The following is a 21,436-nucleotide window of genomic DNA, read 5'->3' as shown; positions in this document are numbered from 1 at the left end:
GGGTATTCATAGCACAGGACCGGGGACCAAGAACTCTGATGGCTGCATGTGGGCCAGATGCAGTGCCCGGGTCGGGGTGAGGCGAGGCGACTGGGATGCCGGCGGGGCGAATAGGTCGCGAAGTTCGGAAATCCTGGGCTGCCAGCCATGGGCTGGCACTACGGGTTGCCGGCCAGCGGCCGGCACTACCAGAGCCACAAACAAAAAGCCCCGACCAAGGCCGGGGCTTTTCATTACAACTGGTGCCGGAAACAGGAGTCGAACCTGCGACCTACGCATTACGAATGCGCCGCTCTACCAACTGAGCTATTCCGGCGGAGCCCGCGATTTTACGGGCTGGGTGCCCCGGTGGTCAATCCACCCGGCTCAGCCCGCTTCCACCCGGTTGGCACAAGCCCGCCCGGCGGCGAAATCGGCCAGGTTGCCCAGCGTGATCGCCGAGATCTCCTGCAGCGCCTCCACGGTGAAGAAGCCCTGGTGGCCAGTCACCAGCACGTTGGGGAAGGTCATCAGGCGCTGGAAGGCCTCGTCATCAATGATCTCGCCGGACAGGTCCTGGAAGAACAGCGCGCTTTCCTGTTCGTAGACGTCGATGGCCAGATGGCCGAGCCGGCGCGACTTCAGCGCGCGGATCACCGCGTGGGTGTCCACCAGTGCGCCGCGCGAGGTGTTGACCAGCATCGCGCCGGGCTTCATCCGCGCCAGCGAGGCGTCGTTTATCAGGTGCTGGGTGTCGGGTGTCAGCGGGCAATGCAGCGAGACGATGTCGGCGCGCGCCAGCAGCTCATCCAACGCCACCATGTCGCCGATACCATTGAACGCCGCCGACGGATACGGGTCGTGCCCCAGCACGGTACAGCCCATGCCCTTGAAGATGCGCGCGGTGGCCAGCCCGATCTTGCCGGTACCGACGATGCCGACCGTGCGGCCATGCAGGGTGCGGCCAAGCAGGCCATCGAGCATGAAGTTGCCTTCGCGCACGCGGTTGTAGGCGCGGTGGGTCTGCCGGTTGAGGGTCATCACCAGCGCCAGCGCATGCTCGGCCACGGCTTCGGGCGAGTAGGCCGGTACGCGCGCGACGAACAGGCCCAGTGCCTTCGCCGCAGCCAGATCGACATTGTTGAAGCCAGCGCAGCGCAGCAGCGCCGCACGCACACCGAGCGAATGCAGGGCGTGCAGCACTGGCGCGTCGAGGCGGTCATTGACGAACACGCAGACAGCGGCGCAATCCTGTGCCAGCGCGGCGGTATGCACGTCCAGCGCAGCATCGAAGTAGACGAACGTGTACCCCTGCCCGTCCGCATCGCGCTGGTTGGCTTCGTCCAGGAAGCGGCGGTCGTAGGGTCGGGCGCTGAAGACGGCGATCTGCATGGAAGGACCTGGGTGGGATGCCCTGCCGACCATACCGCAGCCACGCGCCTGTGGGGATGGTACCGGCGATGCAGGCATCGCCGGTACCCCCTGCCACTTGCTTAGAACCGATAGCCCAGGCCCAGCATCACGCCGTTCTGGATCTGCCCGTCGCGGCGCTCGCCCACGTAGTCGGCCATGATCGACAGGCGTTCGCTGGCGCGGCTGGTCACGCCCAGGTTCCAGGCCAGCACCTGCTCACCCACGGCCTGGCTGCTGGCGCCGAACACCAGGTCCGGGGCGGCGGCGAAGCCGGTGCTGTAGCGGGCCTGCGAATCGCCCAGTTCCTTCTGCCAGACCACGCGGGCGCGCGGGGTGATGCGCTCGCCGTTGTTGCCTTCGAAGGTCTTGAACAGCTGCAGGCCGGCGCCGACGCGGATGCTCTCCAGGCTGCCGCTGCGGCCGACCAGTGCGCCCGCGCCCTGCCCTTCATTGAAACGCGTGGCCGAGGTGCGCGCGTAATCCACCACCGGCAGCAACGGCTGGATCACCAGCCCCTTGCCGGTGGTGAACGAGAACGCGTGCTCGACACGTGCGGAGATTGCATCGTTGTTGTACTTGGCGCGCAGCGGCTGCTGCAGGCCATCGATGCCGCTGACGCTGCGACGGGTGTCGTGGCGCAGGTCGGTATAGCGCACCGCCGCCGACAGGTAGCCGCGCGAATAGGTCGCATCCAGGTAGCCGCCCACGTCCAGCGCGCGCACGTCACCGCTGAAGTCGGAGCCGTCGCGGCCCTTGGTCGACATGTCAGCTGCCGCCACGCTGACGCCCAAGGTGACGCGGTCATCGGCCACGCGGGTATCGGCACCGACCACGATGCCACCGATGTTGTGGCTGAGGCCGGCCACGCCGCCCTCCGCATCGATGCGGCCATGGCTGGCGAAGCCGCGCGCCCACAGGCCACGGCTGCGCCCGGCCTCGCTGCCGCCAGCAGCACCGCCGGCGGCCGGCTCGACCAGATGCATCGCCAGCTGGTTGAACAGGCTGCCGTGGCGCATGCCCGGCTGCGCCGACGCCGACTGCGCGGCCTGCGAGGCCAGACCATCGGCATCACCACCGCTGCGCATCGCCGTCTGGTGCTGCTGCACCACGTTGCCGATGCTGCCGACCAGCGCGTTGTCGGCCAGTCGCAGGCTGGCGTGCGCGTCACCGCGCAGGGCGCCGGACTGCTGCGCGATCACATCGCGGTCGGCGAACTGCAGCGCGCCCAGCAGCGACTTCAGGCCAGTGTCTTTGCGATCGGACGCGGTCGCCAGCGCGCGGCCCAGGCCATCACCCGAGGTGCCGTTGGTGAACAACCCCAGCTGGTCGAAGCCGGGGTTGGCGGTCAACCACAGGCCATCGGCGGTCTGCTTCACGTTGAAGCTCAACAGCGAGTTGTGGCGCGGGCGGAACACGTCGCCAGCGGTGATGCTGGCGGTGTAGCCGGTATCGCCCAGGCGCACGGCCTCTTCAAACCCGCCCTGGTAGATCGGGCCCTGTACGAGATCGCGGCGGAAATCCTGGCCGTAGTAGCCCTGCGCCACATTCAGTTCGAGGAAGGCGCCCTTGGAGATCACCAGCGCGCCTTCGGTCTGCTGGCTGTCGAAGAAGCTGCCTACGCGTATACGGCCACTACCGGCGCCGCCGTTCTCGGTGACGTCGAACAACACCTTGCCACCCGGCATGATGTTGACGTAACCGTGGGTCACCAGATCGCCACCGCGCGGCATCAGGGTGCCGTACACACGCAGGCGGTTGAAACCATCCTCGCGCCAGGACGGTCGCGTGCCGCTGGCCAGTGCACTGAGGTCCATCGCAGTGCCGGCTACATCACCGTGGCCGACCAGCATGCCCGCGCCCATCACCCGCACCTCCGAAGCACGCAGCGCGCCGCCCTCCAGTGCGATGGTGCCATTATCGACCAGCATGAAGTCTGCACCGGTGGTGGCAGCGGTGCGCCAGGTGGCGCCGTTGGTCACGCGGATCACGCCCATGGAGTTGTCGAGCGTGGACACATCCAGGTCGGCCAGGCGCAGCTTGGACAGCAGCAGGGCCTTGTACATCGGATCGTTCTGATAGTCCTGCACCGAGTTCGCACCGATGCCCTGCGGACCGTTGCTGGACGCGTTGTAGATGCTCTGCGCCAGGTTGATGTAGCTGGACTGCCAGTTGGTATTCCACCGAGCGAAATCGTCATCGACGAAGGTCTGCAGCTGGCGGCCGGTACGCAGATAGCCCGGGTTGATGTCACCGCTCACGTTCGCGCTGACGTTCAGCGTATCGCCCGGATCGCGGTAACCCTTCGCGGTGATGATGCGGTTGCTGTAGATGTCCTGGCCTGGGAACGACTCCAGCTTGCTGCCGCTGCCATCAGGATCGAAGGTGACCGAGGTACCGGTGGTACGCGCCGGATCGCGGAACACCAGCAGGCCGTTCGGCTGCACCACTTCATACATGGCCTTGTGCAGCAGCCCGGCATCCATGCCGCCGCCGTAGTTACCGGTGTAGATCTGGGTCATGCGCGGCGACGGTGTGTAGATCACCTTGCCGCTGTTGCTGGCAGCGTGGATCTGCACCGAATCGACGATCGGCAGGTCGCCGGCCAGATAGCGCTCGACGCCACCGGACTGCATGATCGAGCAGGACGAAATGCAATGGCCGGATACGATGGTGTTCAGGCCAGAGGTTCGAATGATGCCCTGCAGCCACTCGCCGGCGATCAACGCGCCACCGTTGGAAGTGCGCAGCACGACCTCGCGGATGGGGCGGCCTTCGGCCTGCGCCTTGGCCAGCAGTGCCGGCAGCGACACCACGTCGGCGTAGGTCACTCCGCCACTGAGGAAGATGCGATCGCCCTGCACGTGATAACTCATTGCCATGACGTCATCAGCTGCCGCGAGGGCACCCATGCCAATCAGCCCGGCCAGGGCCAGGCTCAACTTCGAATGCTTCATACGTTCTCTCTCTCCACCCGCAACACGCGGATGAAAAGCCAAACGTTGCAACGGCGTGACCACCCCCAGCGCGCCGACGCACGAAAAATGAATGCATTCACAATGGAATCGTGTGGCATGCACACTCTTCCCCATCCGGTCATCGTCGCGTAAAACTCGATGACGCAACCGCCAATGTCAGCCGAGGCCAGCCCTGTCCGCCCCGTCCCCCCTGATCCATCGCGCGCCGGAGCCACCCGTGCCTGCGGACGCCTTCATCGCGTTCGTGCGCGAGGAACGTGCGCCGCTGTGCGCATTCCTGCGCACGCGGGGCGTCGGGCCGGAGGATGCCGAGGACATTGCGCAGGACTGCATGGAGCGGCTGATCCGTTATCGCGCGCACGGCGCCGATGAACTGCGCCTGCTGCTGTATCGTATCGCCCGCAACCGCCTGGCCGATCGCGGCCGTTCGCCACAATCGCGACCGCACCTGTCACTGGCCGAGCACGAGGGCCGCGACGAGCCCACCAGCCCGTCGCCGGATCCACTGCGCCAGGCCGAGTCCGGGCAGATGCTGACCCTGCTGCGGCAGGCCCTGTTCAAACTGCCCGAGCGCGCGCGCGAGGTGTACCTGCTCAACCGGATTACCGGCATGAGCTATACGCAGATCGCGCGGCACTGTGGAATTACTGCAAAGACCGTGGAAAAACATATCGCCCGCGCCCTGCAGGGGCTGCGCCAGGAGTTGGGACCAGAGCCACTGCACAACGACAGGGATACGGAATGAACAGCCAACGGCACACGGAAGACGCCCCGCTGTTCGAACGCGCCAGCGACTGGGTGGCGCGTCTGGAAGCGCCGGACTGCACGCCCGCCGAGCGCGAGTCGTTCGAGGACTGGCTGGCCGAAGATCCTGCCCACGTCAAAGCGTGGGTGCAGGCAGAAAACCTGTTCCAGCAGGGCCAGGGCCTTGCCGCAGACCCTTGGCTGCGTACTGCCGCGGCACGCGCTGCGCGGCCGGCCAGGCGCCGCTGGCTGCCCGCGATGGCTGCAGCGGCCAGCGTCTGCCTGGCCGTCGGCGTCGGCTGGATGGTGGCCGTGGATGGCAATCCCACGCCGCAGCGCTACACCAACGACGGCCATCAGCCGCAGCAGCTGACCCTGGCCGATGGCAGCGTGGCCACGCTCGATGCCGGCACCACGCTGCATGCGCGTTTCGGCTGGCGCCACCGCGAACTGGACCTTGAGCGCGGGCGCCTGCAATTGAAGGTTGCGCCCTCCAGCAAGGCGCTGCAGCTGCACGCCGGCGACAGCACGATCCGCGACATCGGCACCACCTTCCAGGTAGAGCGCCTGCACGATGGCCTGGTCGAAGTGGCGCTGCTGGAAGGTGCGGTGGAAGTCAGCAGCGGCACGGCCCAGCACATGCTGGCGCCCGGCCAGCAGCTGCAGGTGCTGCCCTCCGGCCGCATCCAGCCGGGCCCGGCGCTTTCCTCCACCGTGGCCGCTGAAGGTTGGCTGCATGGAGAACTGGTGTTCGATGCCACACCGCTGTCGATCGTGGTCGAACGCATGAACCGCTACGGACGAACGCCACTGGTGATTGTCGACCCGGAGATCACCGGTCTGGCGGTAAGTGGCACGTTCCGCGCGGGCGACGCACAGGAGTTGCTGTCCGCGCTGGAACTGGGTTGGTCTGTCGCTGGCCAGACGCGCCCGGATGGCGCGCTGGAACTGCGCCGCACCTACTGAGGGGGCTGCGGTGATGGCAGGACCGGGCGCGCTGCAGTGGGGGCTGCTCCGGCCCCTGCTGTGCCTGGCATTGCTGCTGGCGATGCTGCCTGCCACCGCTGGCGCTGAAGGCAGCGCCGCCACCGACTACCGCATCAAGGCCGGCCCGCTGCCCACAGCGCTGCAGCAGTGGGCACGGCAGAGCGGCATCGCGCTGGTGTTCGATGCCCGCGAACTGGCAGGGCTGGACACCGACGGCCTGCACGGAGCGGCCGACCCTGCGGCCGCACTGAAGCAGCTGGTTGCCGGCAGGCCGGTAACGGTTCTGCGCACGCCGTCCGGTGGCTTCGTCATCCGTCGCGTGCATGCCCTGCCCATCACTGCACCGCCGCCGCCGGCAACGGTGCCCGCGCGCCCACGCACCGCCCCCACGCAGCCGCGCCAGGTAGACCTCGCGCCGATCCACGTCACGGGCAGCCGCCTGCCGCGCACGTCGGTGCAGACCACACTGCCGGTGACCACCATCGATCGCGCCGACATCCTGCGCAGCGGTTACGGCAGCCTGTTCGACCTGTTGCGGCACCTGCCCGGCATGAATGGTCTGCCGGCGATGAGCAGTGCACGCAGCGGCGATTCGCAATACCTTCCGGTCGGTGCCGCGGCCACTACCAGCCTCGATGGCATGGGGCCGCGCGCGACCCTGTTCCTGGTCAATGGACGACGCCTGCCGCGTTACCCGATGGTGTCGCTGGAACAGGGCGGCCTCACCGATCTGGGCGGCATTCCGCTCAGCTTCGTCGAGCGCATCGAACTGGTGCGTGGCGGCGCCTCGGCCATCTACGGCGCCGACGCGATGTCCGGCGTGGTCAACATCATCCTGCGCGACCAGGCCGAGGGGCCCGAAGCCACGCTGCAGACCGGCCTGAGCAGCCGGGGCGACGCCGGCCAGTACCGCGTGCAGGCCGCGACCGGCGGCTTGCGCGGGAACGGCGACCGCTGGTTCGCGGGCCTCGACCTGCACCGTGTCGAGCACCTGGCCGGCGACCAGCGCGACTGGCATGCGGAAACGTCGCAGTACCTGATTGGTGCGTTCCGCGATGACCGCTACTGGCCCGCCGCCCGCTGCGAGGGCCCGCTGAAGCGGCGCAATGGCGCCTGCTGGTTCGACAGCTCGCGCCCACGCTCACTGCAACCGGCCTCCGATACCGCCTCGGCCTACCTGCGCTATCGGCATGAGCGCGGCGAAGGACGCTACGTATATGCCGAAGCGCGCGCCAGCCACAACCGCCAACGCTTCGATCTGGGCCCCACTGCGGTCGCACTCGGCCTGTATGGCTTTACCTTCAACAGTGTCCTGCGCGAAGCCGGCAACGTGCGGCCACGTGTGCGCGCGACCGATGCCGATTTCACCGTCGGCATGGGACGCGACCAGGGCCGGCGCAGCTGGGAGGCCGGCCTCAGCGCACAACGCAGCGACGTCAGCCTGTCCACGGCAGGCACCGTGCGCGCCACGCCACTGATCGAGGCCGCGCAATCGCTGCGGTTCCTGCCGGGGTTCAACACCCTGCCGGCCGAGGAGGCGACGTCCCTGTTTCCGTCCATCCGCAACCGTGGCCTCACCGAACAATGGCAAGCGTGGTGGGGCCTGCAGCGCGAACTGATGGCGCTGCCGGGCGGCGCGGCGCAGGTGGCCACGGGCATCGATCTGCGCCACGAGCGCTGGACCTCGCACCCGGACGCGCTGCTGAGCCAGGGCGACCTCGCACTGGGACTGCCGCAGCAGCAACGCCGCCTGTCGCGGCAGAGCGGTGGCGCCTACGCCGAACTGGGGCTGCCGCTCACCCCGACGCTGCGCATGGACCTGGCCGCACGCGGCGACGACGACGGCGGCTACACGGCCTTTTCGCCGCGCGCCGGGCTGCGCTGGACGCCCACGCCGCACTGGTCGTTCCTGCTGGCCAGTGGCCGCGGTTACCGCGCCCCCAGCCTGTTCGAGCAGCGCCGGCCGCCCGGCCAGTTCGGCAGCGTGACCCTGCCCGCCTCCAGCACGCTGCCGCCCTGTGCGCAGAGCACGCCCGACGGCCGCTGCGTGGTGACCGCCGATGTGGAGGAAAACACGACCCTGAAGGCTGAACGCTCGCGCAGCCATTCGCTGGCGGCAACCTGGTCGCCCAACGACGCCTTCTCGCTGTCGCTGACCCACAACATCGTCGAGCTGCGCAACGAGATCCTCGCGCTGCAGTCGGCCGATGCGGTGTGGAACCGCGACACCTGGCAACTGGACGAGGACGGCAACCTGAGCAGCCTGCGCCTGTCGTTCGACAATATCGGCCGTACCACCTCGCGCAACTGGGTGCTACGCGGCGAATACCGTATCGACAGCGGCAGCAACGGCCAATGGCTGTTCTCGCTGGATGCACTGAGGCAGCAGGAACTGCGTCGCCAGCGTGACCATGAGCCGGCCATCGACCTGCGCGGGCATGTGACGCCCGGCATGGCGGCGGTATTGAACGTGCAGTGGCAGAACAGCAACTGGGACATCGCCCTGCGCGGCAACCAGGTCGGCCGCACGCGTGCATGGCTGCCGGGCGGCGAGTGCCCGCAGGTGCAGGTTGACCGGAACCACTGCATGAATCCCCGACAGCTGCGCTGGAACCTGCACCTTGCCCGACGGCTGGGCCCGCGCATTGTTGCAGCGCTGGACGTGCACAACGTACTGGACGCACAACCGGTGAACTACCTGGAAGGCAATGGCGGGCAGATGCCCGGCCTGGACGACCCACTCGGCCGCTACTACCTGCTGACCCTGCAGTTCCGCTGAGCGCAGCACCTTTTTTGCTATTTCACCGAGCGGGCGATGGCGTACTGCGCGGCGTAGTAGGTGGACAGCACCAGCAGGCTGGCCAGCGGCAAGCCACCGGCGAAGCGGTCCCAGGCCAACAGTGAATCGCTGGCGACGAACAGTACGGCACCGGCAGCGGCCCAGCGGGCACTGGCTGCCTCCACGGCGTCAGGCTGCGGGCGGCGCCACTGCCGTGCCAAGGCCAGCACCGCCATCGATGCCAGCACCACCACATAGGCCAGCACCGGAATGCGCATCGGCGCCGGCAGGTGCGGCCACAGGCCCATCACGTTGAGCACGGCGAATGCGCCCAGCGGCCCGACCGCAGCGAGCAGCCCGCGGCCCGCGCGCAGGCCGTCGCGGAAGGCGACGATGTAGCAGACGTGGGCCAGCAGGAAGGCGACCAGGCCTGGCACGAACGCATCCATCGGCAGCATCAACGCGATATCACCCACGCACGACAGCAGCATGCCGGCCAGCACCGCACGCCGGTAGAACGGCTGCGCCGGAGCGCGCGCCTGCCAGGCGATGGCGGCGATCAGCAGCGTGGTGGCCGGCTTGGCCAGCCAGTGCAGCCAGCGCCCGTCACCGGCCAGGAACGCGCCGACGATGGCGAGCACCGCTGCCAGCAGGATCACGCCATCGCGCACGCGCGGTTTCATCGCGCCTTCCACAGGTCCGCCAGGCGGTCGGGCTTGCCGGCAATGCGCTCCAGCACCGGATACTGCAGGCCACCGTGGTAGTCGATGCTCATCGTATCGATGCGGTCGAACTGCTTGACCAGCAGCACGATCGGCGCCTTGTCTTTCGCCGCTTCGGCCACCGCGTCCTTCAGGCGTTGGCTGCTGTACTCGCGGCCACCGACGGCGATCACCTTCATGCCGGGCGCCAACCCTGCGTTGAACGCCGGGCTGTCCCAGATCACGTCACCCACTGTCCCGCTGTCGAGCACGGTCGCGCCCAGCGAGTAGGCCAGCAATGCGGCCTTGGCGCGTTTTTCCTGCGCCTTGTAGGCATCGTTCGGGGTATCGCGGTAGACCAGCTTCCAGCCGGCCAGCGCCAGGCCACCGGTCAGCGAACCGTGCCCGTCCAGGCGGCCGCGCAGGAACGTCGCCCAGTCATACGGCGCAATGCCGTTCAAGGTCGCGACCACATCATCGAAGGTGTACGGGTTGACATCCCAATCGCCATTGCCGACGCCGAAGAACGCACGCGCGAAGTCATCCAGGCTGCGACGGTTGCCGCTCAGCTCGCGCAGCTTGCCTTCCACTTCCAGCCACAGCATCTGGCCGCCGGAGTAGTAGTCCTCGCTCATCTGGTAGTTGCGGTACGGCAGCGTGCGGCGCTGGGCGATGGTCGGGTCGTTGGTGGTGTCCTGCAACGGGCGCCAGGCCAGGCCCGGGCGGCCGCGGTCATAGGTCGCCGCCACATTGGCCAGCATGTCGCGCGCCTGCTCGACCGACCACAACCCGGAACGCGCGGCCAGCACCTGGCCCCAGAACTGGGTCTGGCCTTCGTACACCCACAGCAGGCTGTCACCCATCGGCACGTTGAAGTTGGCGGTGGCCAGGTCAGCGCCGCGGCGGTACTTGCCGTTCCAGGAATGGGTGTACTCGTGCGGCAGCAGGTCACGCATCCACGCACTCTTGTCCCATTCGGTGAAGTAACCCGGCTCGGCGCTGTTCTCGCTGGAGCGGTGATGCTCCAGGCCGATGCCACCAAGTCGGTCGGTCAGCGCCAGCAGGAATTCATAGTGGTTGTAGTGGCGCGCACCGTAGAGCTTGTCGGCCTGCTGCACCAGCGCACGGTGCAGGGTGATCTGCGCGTCGGTCGGCTTCAGCGACTTGGCCTCGTCGGCGAACACGTTGAGGTGCACCGGCACCTTCGCGCCCGGGTCGAGGTCGATGCGCTGGTAGTGCTCGCCGGCAAACAGCGGCGAGTCGACCAGATGGTCATAGGAAATCGGCTTGAACACCACGGTGTCACCGTCGCGGCGCGCGGTTTCCAGCGCGGTGGCGAACGACCAGCCCTTGGGCAGGGTCACGCTGGCCTGTGCCTGCAGTTGGCGGGCGTCGACGCCCGCCGGATACAGCGAGTTGGCGTTCCACTGCAGGTTGAGCATTTCCGGGGTCATCACCACCCGGCCCTGGCTGCCGCCCTGCGAGGACAGGAAATCGAAATGGGCGACGATCTCGCTCACGCCTTCGGGCACATCCACCTTGAAGGCATAGACGTTGTACTGGTCACGCTGCCAGGCCAGCGGCTTGCCGTTGGCGGTGACGCGCAGACCCGCCAGCTTGTCGATCGGGCCGGTCGGCGAATGGTTGCCGGGAATCCACTGCGGGTACAGCAGGGTCATCGGACCGGGCTTGGCCGGCACCGTGGCGGTGACCTTGAAGATGCGCCGGGCCAGATCACGTGCGTCCACGTCGATGCGCAGCATGCCGGGCGCCGTGGTGTTGGCCGGCGGTGAGGTCTGCGCCTGTGCAGGCGTGGCCGCCAGCGCGAACAGCAGGGACATCACCAGGGCACGGGTCTTCATCGGGCAGCATCCAGCAACGGAGAATCCTCCGATGCTAGGCCTGTGGGATGCGTGGCCCCATGGCCAAAGGTCATGGCCCGCGCGAACTCCACCAGAAGCGGCAAACCCGGCAACAAGGCTGCGGGCAGTAGATCCACGCCATGCGTGGATGGAGTGCAGCCAGAAGCAGTGCGAACCAAGGTTCGCACCCACCCAAGCAGGTTCAGTAGATCCACGCCATGCGTGGATGGAGTGCAGCCAGAAGCAGTGCGAACCAAGGTTCGCACCCACCCGAGCAGGTTCAGTAGATCCACGCCATGCGTGGATGGAGTGCAGCCAGAAGCAGTGCGAACCAAGGTTCGCACCCACCCAAGCAGGTTCAGTAGATCCACGCCATGCGTGGATGGAGTGCATCCAGAAGCAGTGCGAACCAAGGTTCGCACCCACCCGAGCCAGGCCCGGTCAGTCCACCAGGCGCAGGCGCAGTTCCTTCGGCAACGCGAACACCATCGATTCCGGCTCGCCGTCCAGCTCGCCGACGCCGGTCGCGCCCAGCTCGGCCAGCCGCGCGAGCACGCCATCCACCAGCACCTGCGGCGCCGAGGCACCAGCGGTGACGCCGATGTGCTGCTTGCCTGCCACCCATGCCGGGTCGATCTCGTGCGCACCGTCGATCAGGTACGACTCGACACCTTCACGGCGGGCCAGCTCACTGAGGCGGTTGGAATTGGAACTGTTCGGCGAACCGACCACCAGCACCAGGTCGCAGCGCTTGGCCAGATCGCGCACGGCGTCCTGGCGGTTCTGCGTGGCGTAGCAGATGTCGTCGTTCTTCGGGCCCTGCATCGCCGGGAAGCGCTCGCGCAGCGCATCGATGATGCCGCGCGTGTCATCCACCGACAGCGTGGTCTGGGTGGTGTAGGCGAAGTTCTCCGGCTGGTTGATCACCAGCGTGGCCACCTGCTCCACATCCTCGACCAGATAGATCTGGCCGGTGCCGGCTTCGCGGTTCCACTGGCCCATGGTGCCTTCCACTTCCGGGTGGCCGGCGTGGCCGATCAGCACCACGTCACGGCCGGCACGGCAGTGGCGGGCCACTTCGAAGTGGACCTTGGTCACCAGCGGACAGGTGGCGTCGAACACCTTCAGGCCACGGCGCTCGGCCTCCTGGCGCACCGCCTGGGACACGCCATGGGCGCTGAAGATGACCGTGTTGTTGTCCGGCACTTCGTCCAGTTCCTCGACGAAGATCGCGCCGCGCTGCTTCAGGTCGTCGACCACGAAGCGGTTGTGCACCACTTCATGGCGGACGTAGATGGGCGCGCCCAGCGTTTCGATCGCGCGCTTGACGATCTCGATCGCACGATCGACACCGGCACAGAAACCACGCGGGTTGGCGAGCAGCACATCCATCAGTTCAATCTCCCGGCAGCGGCCGGCTTACGGTTTCGGGTTGGCATTATCCGCCTTTTTGGCGGACTTGCCGTCGAACAGGCCAAACAGGGCGATGCCGATGGCACCGACCACGATGGCCGAATCGGCGATGTTGAACGAGGGCCAGGTGTAGCTGCCCACGTACCACTGGATGAAATCGACCACGTGGCCGTGCACCTGGCGGTCGATCACGTTGCCGATGGCACCGCCGATGATCAGCGCATACGGCACCGCGGCCTTCCAGTTGCCGCGGGCAGTGCCGCGCAGCCACCAGGCCATCAGGCCGCTGATGGCGATCGCCAGCGCGGTGAAGAAGTACTTCTGCCAGCCACCGGCGTCGCTCAGGAAACTGAACGCCGCGCCGGTGTTGTAGGTGCGGTACCAGTTCCAGAAGCCATCGATGACCACCACCGGCTGGAACTCCGGCAGGCTCGACAGCACCCAGGCCTTGGACCACTGGTCCAGGCCGATGATGACGACCGACAACAGCAGCCAGACCAGGGCGTTGGGATGCGGGCGTGCAGTGCTCATCAGAACCAGCTCCGCAGTTCGCCGGCGCCGGTGATGTTGCTCACGCAGCGGCCGCACAGTTCGGGATGGTCGGCGTTGCTGCCGACATCGGCGCGGTGGTGCCAGCAGCGCACGCACTTGGCCTTGGTGGTCGGCTGGGCGCTGACGAACACTTCGTCGGTGGTTGCCGGGCGCACCTGCACGTCGCCGCTGATGAACAGGAAACGCAGTTCATCGGCCAGCGGCTGCCACTTCGCGGCCTGCTCTTCGCTGGCGGCGACGGTGATCTCCGCTTCCAGCGCGGCGCCGATCGCGCCGTTGGCACGCATCGGCTCCAGCACCTTGGCCACCTGCTCGCGCACGGCCAGCAGCTGGTCGAAGTCGGTGGCGTTGAGTTGGGCATCGGCCGGCAGCGGCGCCAGGCCGTCGTACCAGGTGGTGAACAGGACGTGCCCGGCACGCTCGCCCGGCAGGTAGCCCCACAGCTCGTCGGCGGTGAAGGTCAGGATCGGCGCCACCCAGCGGGTGAACGCTTCGGCAATGTGGTACATCGCGCTCTGCGCCGAACGGCGACCGTGCGAGTCGGTCGGCATCGTGTACAGGCGGTCCTTGGTCACGTCCAGGTACAGCGAGCCGAGGTCCACGCTGCAGAAGTTCAGCAGCAGCTGCACGATCTCGGCCATGTTGTAGCCGTCGTAGGCCGCCTTGATCTTCTCCTGCAGCTCCCACGCGCGGTGCACGATCCAGCGGTCCAGCGCGACCATCTGGTCGAGCGGGCGCAGGTGCTGGGCCGGGTCGAAGCCGTCCAGGTTGCCGAGCAGGAAGCGCGCGGTGTTGCGCAGGCGACGGTAGGCATCGGCGTTGCGCTTGAGGATCTCCTGCGACAGAGACATCTCGTTGCTGTAGTCGGCCGAGGCGATCCACAGGCGCAGGATGTCCGCGCCCAGCTTGTTCATGATGTCCTGCGGCTCGATGCCGTTGCCCAGCGACTTGGACATCTTGCGGCCGTGCTCGTCCACGGTGAAACCGTGGGTCAGGCACTGCTTGTACGGGGCGCGCTTGTCGATCGCCACGCCGGTCAGCAGCGAGGACTGGAACCACCCGCGGTGCTGGTCGGAGCCTTCCAGGTACAGGTCGGCCGGCTTGCCGAAGCCGCGCGCGGCGAGCACGCCTTCATGGGTCACGCCCGAATCGAACCAGACGTCGAGGATGTCGGTGACCTTCTCGTAGTCGGCCGCTTCGGCGCCCAGCAGTTCGGCGGCATCCAGCGAGTACCACACGTCGATGCCGTCGGCCTCGACGCGGTCGGCGACCTGCTGCATCAGCTCCACCGAACGCGGATGGATCTCGCCGGTCTGGCGGTGGGTGAACAGTGCGATCGGCACGCCCCAGGTGCGCTGGCGCGAGATGGTCCAGTCCGGGCGACCGTCGACCATGCTCTGGATGCGCGCCTTGCCCCAGGCCGGGAACCAGCCGACGGTGTCGATGGCGGCCAACGCATCGGTGCGCAGGTTGGCCTTGTCCATCGAGATGAACCACTGCGGGGTGGCGCGGAACACCACTGGCGTCTTGTGGCGCCAGCAATGCGGGTAGCTGTGGCGGATCGGGTGGAAGGCCAGCAGCGAACCGTTGTCGCGCAGCACGCCGACGATGGCCTCCTGCGCCTTCCACAGGTGCTGGCCGGCCAGCACCACGTCACCGGCCGGCGGGGTCGATTCCAGGTACACGCCACGGCCGTCGATCGGGGTGACCTGGCCGGCGTTGTACTTGTCCAGCAGGCCGTACTTCTGGCTGACCACGAAGTCTTCCTGGCCGTGGCCGGGCGCAGTGTGCACCGCACCGGTACCGTCCTCGTCGGAGACATGGTCGCCGTTGAGCACCAGGATTTCGCGCTCCGGGTAGAACGGGTGCGCCAGCAGCTGGTTTTCCAACGCCGCGCCGGTGGTTTCACCGTGCAGCACGACTTCATCCACGCCGTAGCGCTGCAGCGCGCGCTCTGCCAGCGCGGCGGCCAGCACCAGCCAGCGGCGCTTGCCGTTGTGGGCCGGGCCTTCGGCCAGCACGTAGTTGATCTCCGCGCCCAGCGAAACGGCCAGCGAGGCCGGCAGCGTCCACGGCGTGGTGGTCCAGATCGGCACGGCCACTTCGACGTCGGCCGGCACGCTCACGCCGAACGCCTGGCCAATGGCCTGCGCATCGCGCGCGGCGTAGGCCACGTCGATCGCCGGCGATTCCTTTTCCTGGTACTCGATCTCGGCTTCGGCCAGCGCCGAACCACAGTCGAAGCACCAGTACACCGGCTTGGCGCCACGCACCAGGTGGCCATTGGCCACGACCTTGGCCAGCGCGCGGATCTCGTTGGCCTCGAAGTCGAAGCTCAGGGTCTTGTACGGGTTGTCCCAGTCGCCGGTCACGCCCAGGCGCTTGAAGTCCACGCGCTGGATGTTGATCTGCTCTTCGGCGAACTCACGGCACTTCTGCCGGAATTCAACCGCGTCGAGCTTGGTGCCGACCTTGCCCCACTTCTTTTCCACCGCGATCTCGATCGGCAGGCCATGGCAGTCCCAGCCCGGCACGTAGGGCGCATCGAAGCCGGCCAGGTAGCGCGACTTGACGATGATGTCCTTCAGGATCTTGTTGACCGCGTGGCCGAGGTGGATGCGGCCGTTGGCGTACGGCGGGCCGTCATGCAGCACGAACAGCGGGCGGCCGGCGGCGTTGTCGCGCAGCTGCTGGTAGAGCCCCTGCGCTTCCCACTGCGCCAGAATGCCCGGCTCGCGCTTGGGCAGGTCGCCGCGCATCGGGAATTCGGTGGCTGGCAGGTTCAGGGTGGTCTTGTAGTCCTGGCTCACGCAGTGGCTCGCAATCTATGTTCGGAAAGGATGGCGCGCGCCTGTTCGGCGTCGCGGTGCATCTGGTCGGTCAGTGCCGCCAGATCATTGAATTTCTCTTCGTCGCGCAGCTTGGCGACGAACTCCACGTCGATGTGGCGCCCGTACAGGTCGCCCTGGAAATCGAACAGGTGGGCTTCCAGCAGCGGCTCCACGCCGTCCACGGTCGGCCGCGTGCCGAAGCTGGACACCGAGGGCCACGGCTGGTCGAACACGCCGTGCACCCAGGTCGCGTAGATGCCCGACAGCGCCGGGGTCTTCGGGAAGCGCAGGTTGGCGGTGGGGAAGCCCAGCGTGCGGCCGAGCTGGCGCCCGCGCACCACCCGCCCGCTGATCGCGTACGGACGGCCGAGCAGGTCGCCTGCACGGGCGAAGTCGCCATCCTGCAGCAGCTGGCGGATGCGGGTGCTGGAAATGCGCTCACCGTGCAGGTCCACCGCTTCGATTTCGCCAGCGCTGAAGCCCAGCTCAGCGCCCATCTTCTGCAGCAGGGCCAGGTCGCCACGGCGGCGGTTGCCGAAGCAGAACTCCGGGCCGATCCACACTTCGCGGGCGCCCAGCCGGTGCACCAGCAGGCGCCGCACGAAGTCCTCGGCCGGCATGGCGGCCATCGCCGCGTCGAAACGCAGCAGGCCGATCGCATCGACGCCGAGCTCGCGCAGGATCTCGACCTTGCTGCGCGCCAGGGTCAGCCGCGGTGGCGGCGTGCCCTGGGCGAAGAATTCACGCGGCAGCGGCTCGAACGCCACGGCCACCGCGGCCACGCCCAAGGCGCGCGCGCGGGCGACCGCGTGGCGGACCAGCGCACGATGCCCCAGGTGGAGGCCGTCGAATGCACCGATACAGACCACGCTTCCGTTGGGGAACAGCTCCCCGCCCTCGACGCTTCTGAACAGCCTGCTCATCAACTCTCGTTCCGGCCCGACCGGGGCCGCCGCTTCAATGGTGTAACCCTGAAGTATAGCCGCCACGGGCCGCGATCAATGCCCGCGCAGGTCGCGCGGGCGGAAGCCCATCGCCACCATCGCCACCGCATAGGTCGCACCACCGCCACCGACCAGCAGCGCCAGGGCACCGATCCGCTCCCACACGCTCATCGCCGAGAAGCCCGGCAGCCAGTACAGCAGCGCCAGCAGCACACCGACCATGGCCAGGCAGGCCAGCAGCAGGCGCAGCAGATAGCCGCCCCAGCCCGGGCGGCGCTGGTAGACATCGGTCTTGCCCAGCCAGTACCAGAGAAGGCCCAGGTTCAGGTAACTGGACAGCGCGCTGGCAATGCCCAGCGCCAGGTGCAGGCCCGGCTGCTTGCCGATGGCCGCCATCACACCCTGGGCCTTCAGTTCGTCCGGCACCATCACCTGGTACAGCACGGCCAGCAGCGCGAAGTTGAACACCATGTTGGCCACCAGCGCGGCGATACCGGCGCGCACCGGGGTCTTGGTGTCCTGCCGCGCGTAGAACGCCGGCAGCACCACCTTCAGCAGGGCGAACGCCGGCAGGCCGAAGCTCAGGCCGTACACCGACAACGCGGTCATGCGGGTATCGAAGGCACTGAACTGGCCGTGCTGGAAGATGGTCGCGATCAGCGGCTCGGCCAGCAGCAGCAGGCCGAGCATGGCCGGCACCGAGATTAGCAGGGTCATGCGCAGGCCCCAGTCCAGCGAACGCGAGAAGCCTTCACGGTCGGTGCTGACGTGGTGGCGGGCCAGCGCCGGCAGGATCACCGTGCCCAGCGCCACGCCGAACACGCCCAGCGGCAGCTCCAGGAAGCGATCGGCCAGCGACAGCCAGGACTGCGAGCCGTCGGTCAGCTTGGCCGCGATGACCGTATCCAGCAGCAGGTTGATCTGCGCCACCGAGGAACCGAACAGGGTCGGCACCATCAGCGTCATCACCTTGCGCACGCCCGGATGGCTCCAGCCCCAGCGCGGCAGGGTCAGCAGGTTGATGCCCTTCAGCGACGGCAGCTGGAACAGCAGCTGCAGGATGCCCGCGGCCAGTACCGCCCAGCCCAGTGCCAGGATCTGCTTCTCCGGGGTGCCGCCCAGCCGCGGTGCCAGCCACAGCGCGCCGGCGATCATGCACAGGTTGAGGATGACCGGGGTCAGCGCCGGCATCGCAAAGCGCTGGAAACTGTTCAGCGCGCCGCCGGCCAGGGCGGTGAGCGAGACGAACAGCAGGAACGGGAAGGTCAGGCGGAACAGGTCGACCAGCAGGCCCTGCTTGACCGGATCGGTATCAACACCGCTTGAGAAGACCGAGGCCAGCTGTGGCGCGAAGATCAGCGCCAGCGCGGTGACCAGCATCAGCACCCCACCCAGGGTGCCGGCGGTGCGGGCCATCAGTTCGCGCAGCTCGGCGTGGCTGCGGGTTTCCTTCACTTCCGTGAACACCGGCACGAAAGCGGTGGCGAAAGACCCCTCGGCGAACAACCGGCGCAGGAAATTGGGTACCCTGAAGGCGACCCAGAAAGCATCAGTGATGGCGTTGGTGCCGAACGTGGTGGTCACCACGAAGTCCCGGACAAGTCCAAGGACGCGCGAGACCATGGTCATGCTGCTGAACGACAGCAGGCCCCGCAACAACTTGGGTGAACTCACTCAGCGTCCCTCTTGACAATCGACTTGACGTGCATTTCTTACGCCATCATACTAGCTAGCTTGCTGTTCCCATAACACCGATTTTTTCAGGAAACCACCACCGTGGCCAATATCAAGTCCGCCAAGAAGCGCGCCAAGCAGACCGTCGTGCGCAACGCGCGCAACGTGGCTCAGCGCTCGATGCTGCGCACCGCTGTCAAGAAAGTGATCAAGGCGCTGGACGCCAACGATGCCGCCGGCGCCGAAGCCGCCTTCGCCGTTGCCCAGCCGATCCTGGATCGCTTCAGCGCGCGTGGCCTGATCCACAAGAACAAGGCTGCTCGCCACAAGAGCCGCCTGAACGACCGCATCAAGGCCCTCAAGGCCGCCTGATCCGGCGTTGCCGCCCCGCCCTTCGGGGTGCGGGCAGCAGACAAAAGCCCGGCCTCGGCCGGGTTTTTTGTTGCCTGCAATCCGGGCGATCCTGGGGGTCCGCGCGACCGGTAGTGCCGGCCGCTGGCCGGCAATTGCGAGGAATGCCGGCCAGCGGCCGGCACTACCGGAAAATGAAAAACCCGGCCTCGGCCGGGTTTTTCGCATGGAACCACAACAGCATTACTGCGCGTTGCGGGCTTCCAGCTCGTCTTCCTTCTGGCGATCGAAGAACGCCATGATCCGGCTCATGATCGGGAAGGTGCCTTCGCGACCCAGCGCCGACACCAGGAACCACGGCTCCTTCCAGCCCAGCTCGGCGACGATCTGCTCGGCCGCGGCCTTGGCCTCGTCCTCGAACATCAGGTCGGCTTTGTTCAGCACCAGCCAGCGCGGCTTGTTCAGCAGCTCCGGATCGTGCTTTTCCAGTTCGCGCTCGATCGCACGCACCTGCTCCACCGGAGAAATACCCTCCACGCCACCTTCCATCGGCGAGATGTCCACCAGGTGCAGCAGCAGGCGGGTGCGCTGCAGGTGGCGCAGGAACTGCGCACCGAGGCCGGCGCCATCGGCCGCGCCTTCGATCAGGCCGGGAATGTCGGCGATCACGAAGCTGCGGTAGTTCTCCACCTTCACCACACCCAGGTTCGGGTACAGCGTGGTGAACGGGTAATCGGCCACCTTCGGCGTTGCCGCCGAGACGGCGCGGATCAGGGTGCTCTTGCCGGCGTTGGGGAAGCCCAGCAGGCCGACATCGGCCAGCAGCTTCAGCTCCAGCTTCAGCGTGCGCTCTTCGCCCGGCTCGCCCGGCAGCGCCTGGCGCGGCGAACGGTTGGTCGAGCTCTTGAAATGCATGTTGCCCAGGCCGCCGCGGCCGCCCTTGGCCACCAGCAGGCGGTCGTTGTGCTGGGTCAGGTCGCCGATGACTTCATCGGTGGCAACGTTGATGACCACGGTGCCGACCGGCACGGTGATGGTGAGGTCTTCGCCACCCTTGCCATAGGCCTGGCGGCCCATGCCGTTCTCGCCGCGCTGCGCCTTGAAGATGCGGTCATGGCGGAAGTCGACCAGGGTGTTCAGGTTTTCGTCGGCGCGGATGTACACGCTGCCGCCCGCACCGCCGTCGCCGCCGTCCGGGCCGCCGAGCGGAATGAACTTCTCGCGACGGAAGCCAATGCAGCCGTTGCCGCCGTTGCCGGCGAACACTTCGATTTCTGCTTCGTCTACCAGTTTCATTGTTTCGATGCCTGCGATGGGCGCGGCATCTGCGCCGTCGCCTTGAATGTAATGCGGGCGCGCATGGCCCGCAGCCCGGCGCGGCCGGTCTTCCTTTTACCCGGTAACTCTAACGAAAAGCCCCGCCGAAGCGGGGCTCTTCATGCAGCGTGCGATTCGACCAGCAAGGCCATGCCGGGGCATGGCCGCCAGCCAAGCCTGATCAGGCTTCGACCGACACGACGCTGACGGTGCGACGCTTCTTGGCGCCCTTCACCGAGAACTCCACCTTGCCGTCCACGAGGGCGAACAGGGTGTGGTCGCGGCCGAGGCCGACGCCCGAGCCCGGGTGGAACTGGGTGCCGCGCTGACGCACGATGATGTTGCCGGCTTCAATGGCTTGGCCACCGAAGATCTTGACGCCCAGGTACTTCGGGTTGGAGTCGCGACCGTTGCGCGAGGAGCCTACGCCCTTTTTATGTGCCATGACCTATCTCCTTACTTGCTGCCACCGGCAATGCCGGTGATCTCGATTTCGGTGTAGTACTGACGGTGACCCTGACGCTTCATGTGGTGCTTGCGGCGACGGAACTTGATGATCCGGACCTTGTCAGCACGACCCTGGGACAGGACGGTGGCGGTGACCGCAGCGCCGTTCAGGGCGTCGCCGATCTTGATGCCATCGCTGTCGCCGAGCAGCAGGATGTTGTCGAACTTGATCTCGCTGCCGACTTCGACTTCGAGCTTTTCAATGCGGAGCTTTTCGCCCTGCGCCACGCGGTATTGCTTACCGCCGGTGACCAGTACTGCGTACATGACCAGACTTCCTCTGTAGTTATTGTGGTCTATGGACTGTCGCCATCGAGGGCGGACAGGAGCGGGATTGTACGCAGATCAATGGGCGCCGGTCAAGTCAACCCCTGAACGCCCCGGGCCGCCCCCTGCCGGAACGGGGG

Annotated in this window: 16 protein-coding genes and 1 tRNA gene; 4 read left to right on the top strand and 13 right to left on the bottom strand. The window is 67.1% G+C overall.

Annotated features, from left to right (window positions below):
- Positions 1-240: 240 nt before the first annotated feature.
- From ACMZPQ_RS03870 to ACMZPQ_RS03860, 3 genes are all read right to left on the bottom strand, one after another.
- Positions 241-316, bottom strand: a tRNA-Thr gene (locus ACMZPQ_RS03870).
- A gap of 50 nt (positions 317-366) precedes the next feature.
- Positions 367-1,371, bottom strand: coding sequence for a 2-hydroxyacid dehydrogenase (locus ACMZPQ_RS03865; protein WP_197583667.1), 1,005 nt, complete (start codon positions 1,369-1,371; stop codon positions 367-369).
- Between the two features lie 101 nt (positions 1,372-1,472).
- Positions 1,473-4,346, bottom strand: a complete 2,874-nt coding sequence (locus ACMZPQ_RS03860) for an autotransporter domain-containing protein (RefSeq protein WP_197583666.1) — start codon at positions 4,344-4,346, stop codon at positions 1,473-1,475.
- A 238-nt stretch (positions 4,347-4,584) separates the two neighbouring features.
- On the opposite strand from ACMZPQ_RS03860, the gene ACMZPQ_RS03855 reads away from it, so the two are divergent.
- From ACMZPQ_RS03855 to ACMZPQ_RS03845, 3 genes are read left to right on the top strand one after another with little or no spacing between them, the layout of a single operon-like run.
- Positions 4,585-5,112: an RNA polymerase sigma factor gene (locus ACMZPQ_RS03855; RefSeq protein ID WP_197583664.1), complete on the top strand. Its 528-nt coding sequence runs from the start codon at positions 4,585-4,587 to the stop codon at positions 5,110-5,112.
- A complete protein-coding gene (locus ACMZPQ_RS03850) occupies positions 5,109-6,077 on the top strand; it encodes a FecR family protein (RefSeq protein WP_197583663.1) in 969 nt (322 codons plus the stop codon). Before ACMZPQ_RS03855 ends, ACMZPQ_RS03850 begins: the two co-directional genes overlap by 4 nt.
- A gap of 13 nt (positions 6,078-6,090) precedes the next feature.
- Positions 6,091-8,877 carry a TonB-dependent receptor domain-containing protein gene (locus ACMZPQ_RS03845; protein ID WP_197583661.1) on the top strand — a complete coding sequence of 929 codons (2,787 nt, stop codon included), beginning with the start codon at positions 6,091-6,093 and terminating at the stop codon, positions 8,875-8,877.
- Between the two features lie 17 nt (positions 8,878-8,894).
- Here the strand turns inward: ACMZPQ_RS03845 and ACMZPQ_RS03840 are convergent, their stop codons facing one another.
- From ACMZPQ_RS03840 to murJ, 7 genes are all read right to left on the bottom strand, one after another.
- The gene (locus tag ACMZPQ_RS03840; RefSeq protein ID WP_197583660.1) at positions 8,895-9,560 is read right to left on the bottom strand and encodes a lysoplasmalogenase; all 666 of its coding nucleotides are present in this window, start codon (positions 9,558-9,560) and stop codon (positions 8,895-8,897) included.
- A complete protein-coding gene (locus ACMZPQ_RS03835) occupies positions 9,557-11,440 on the bottom strand; it encodes a M61 family metallopeptidase (protein WP_197583658.1) in 1,884 nt (627 codons plus the stop codon). The genes ACMZPQ_RS03840 and ACMZPQ_RS03835 overlap by 4 nt, the downstream gene beginning before the upstream one ends.
- 441 nt (positions 11,441-11,881) lie before the next feature.
- Complete coding sequence (gene ispH / locus ACMZPQ_RS03830; protein ID WP_197584065.1) at positions 11,882-12,832, bottom strand: 4-hydroxy-3-methylbut-2-enyl diphosphate reductase; 951 nt, start codon at positions 12,830-12,832, stop codon at positions 11,882-11,884.
- Positions 12,833-12,859: 27 nt separating this feature from the next.
- Positions 12,860-13,384 carry a signal peptidase II gene (lspA, locus tag ACMZPQ_RS03825; protein WP_006424833.1) on the bottom strand — a complete coding sequence of 175 codons (525 nt, stop codon included), beginning with the start codon at positions 13,382-13,384 and terminating at the stop codon, positions 12,860-12,862.
- The gene (ileS, locus tag ACMZPQ_RS03820) at positions 13,384-16,215 is read right to left on the bottom strand and encodes an isoleucine--tRNA ligase (RefSeq protein WP_312647189.1); all 2,832 of its coding nucleotides are present in this window, start codon (positions 16,213-16,215) and stop codon (positions 13,384-13,386) included. The genes lspA and ileS overlap by 1 nt, the downstream gene beginning before the upstream one ends.
- Entirely contained in the window at positions 16,212-17,159 is a 948-nt protein-coding gene (locus ACMZPQ_RS03815) for a bifunctional riboflavin kinase/FAD synthetase (protein WP_053449120.1), read from the bottom strand. The genes ileS and ACMZPQ_RS03815 overlap by 4 nt, the downstream gene beginning before the upstream one ends.
- A 75-nt stretch (positions 17,160-17,234) precedes the next feature.
- Positions 17,235-18,839 carry a murein biosynthesis integral membrane protein MurJ gene (murJ, locus tag ACMZPQ_RS03810; protein ID WP_040008511.1) on the bottom strand — a complete coding sequence of 535 codons (1,605 nt, stop codon included), beginning with the start codon at positions 18,837-18,839 and terminating at the stop codon, positions 17,235-17,237.
- 117 nt (positions 18,840-18,956) lie between these two features.
- Here murJ and rpsT point away from each other — a divergent pair, with 117 nt between their 5' ends.
- Positions 18,957-19,226, top strand: a complete 270-nt coding sequence (rpsT, locus tag ACMZPQ_RS03805) for a 30S ribosomal protein S20 (RefSeq protein ID WP_005408560.1) — start codon at positions 18,957-18,959, stop codon at positions 19,224-19,226.
- 222 nt (positions 19,227-19,448) lie between these two features.
- Here the strand turns inward: rpsT and cgtA are convergent, their stop codons facing one another.
- The 3 genes from cgtA to rplU all read right to left on the bottom strand — a co-directional run bounded on the left by cgtA (position 19,449) and on the right by rplU (position 21,296).
- Positions 19,449-20,501 carry an Obg family GTPase CgtA gene (cgtA, locus tag ACMZPQ_RS03800; protein ID WP_006424789.1) on the bottom strand — a complete coding sequence of 351 codons (1,053 nt, stop codon included), beginning with the start codon at positions 20,499-20,501 and terminating at the stop codon, positions 19,449-19,451.
- Positions 20,502-20,703: 202 nt separating this feature from the next.
- On the bottom strand, positions 20,704-20,967 hold the full coding sequence (gene rpmA, locus ACMZPQ_RS03795) for a 50S ribosomal protein L27 (RefSeq protein WP_004148333.1): 264 nt from the start codon (positions 20,965-20,967) through the stop codon (positions 20,704-20,706).
- 11 nt (positions 20,968-20,978) lie between these two features.
- The gene (gene rplU / locus ACMZPQ_RS03790) at positions 20,979-21,296 is read right to left on the bottom strand and encodes a 50S ribosomal protein L21 (protein WP_197584023.1); all 318 of its coding nucleotides are present in this window, start codon (positions 21,294-21,296) and stop codon (positions 20,979-20,981) included.
- Between the last annotated feature and the right edge of the window lie 140 nt (positions 21,297-21,436).

It is taken from the genome of Stenotrophomonas maltophilia (assembly GCF_047497515.2).
In the GTDB taxonomy this organism is placed as follows: Bacteria; Pseudomonadota; Gammaproteobacteria; order Xanthomonadales; family Xanthomonadaceae; genus Stenotrophomonas.
The sequence above is the reverse complement of the archived record's forward strand: the minus strand, read 5'-3'. Positions and strand labels throughout refer to the sequence as shown.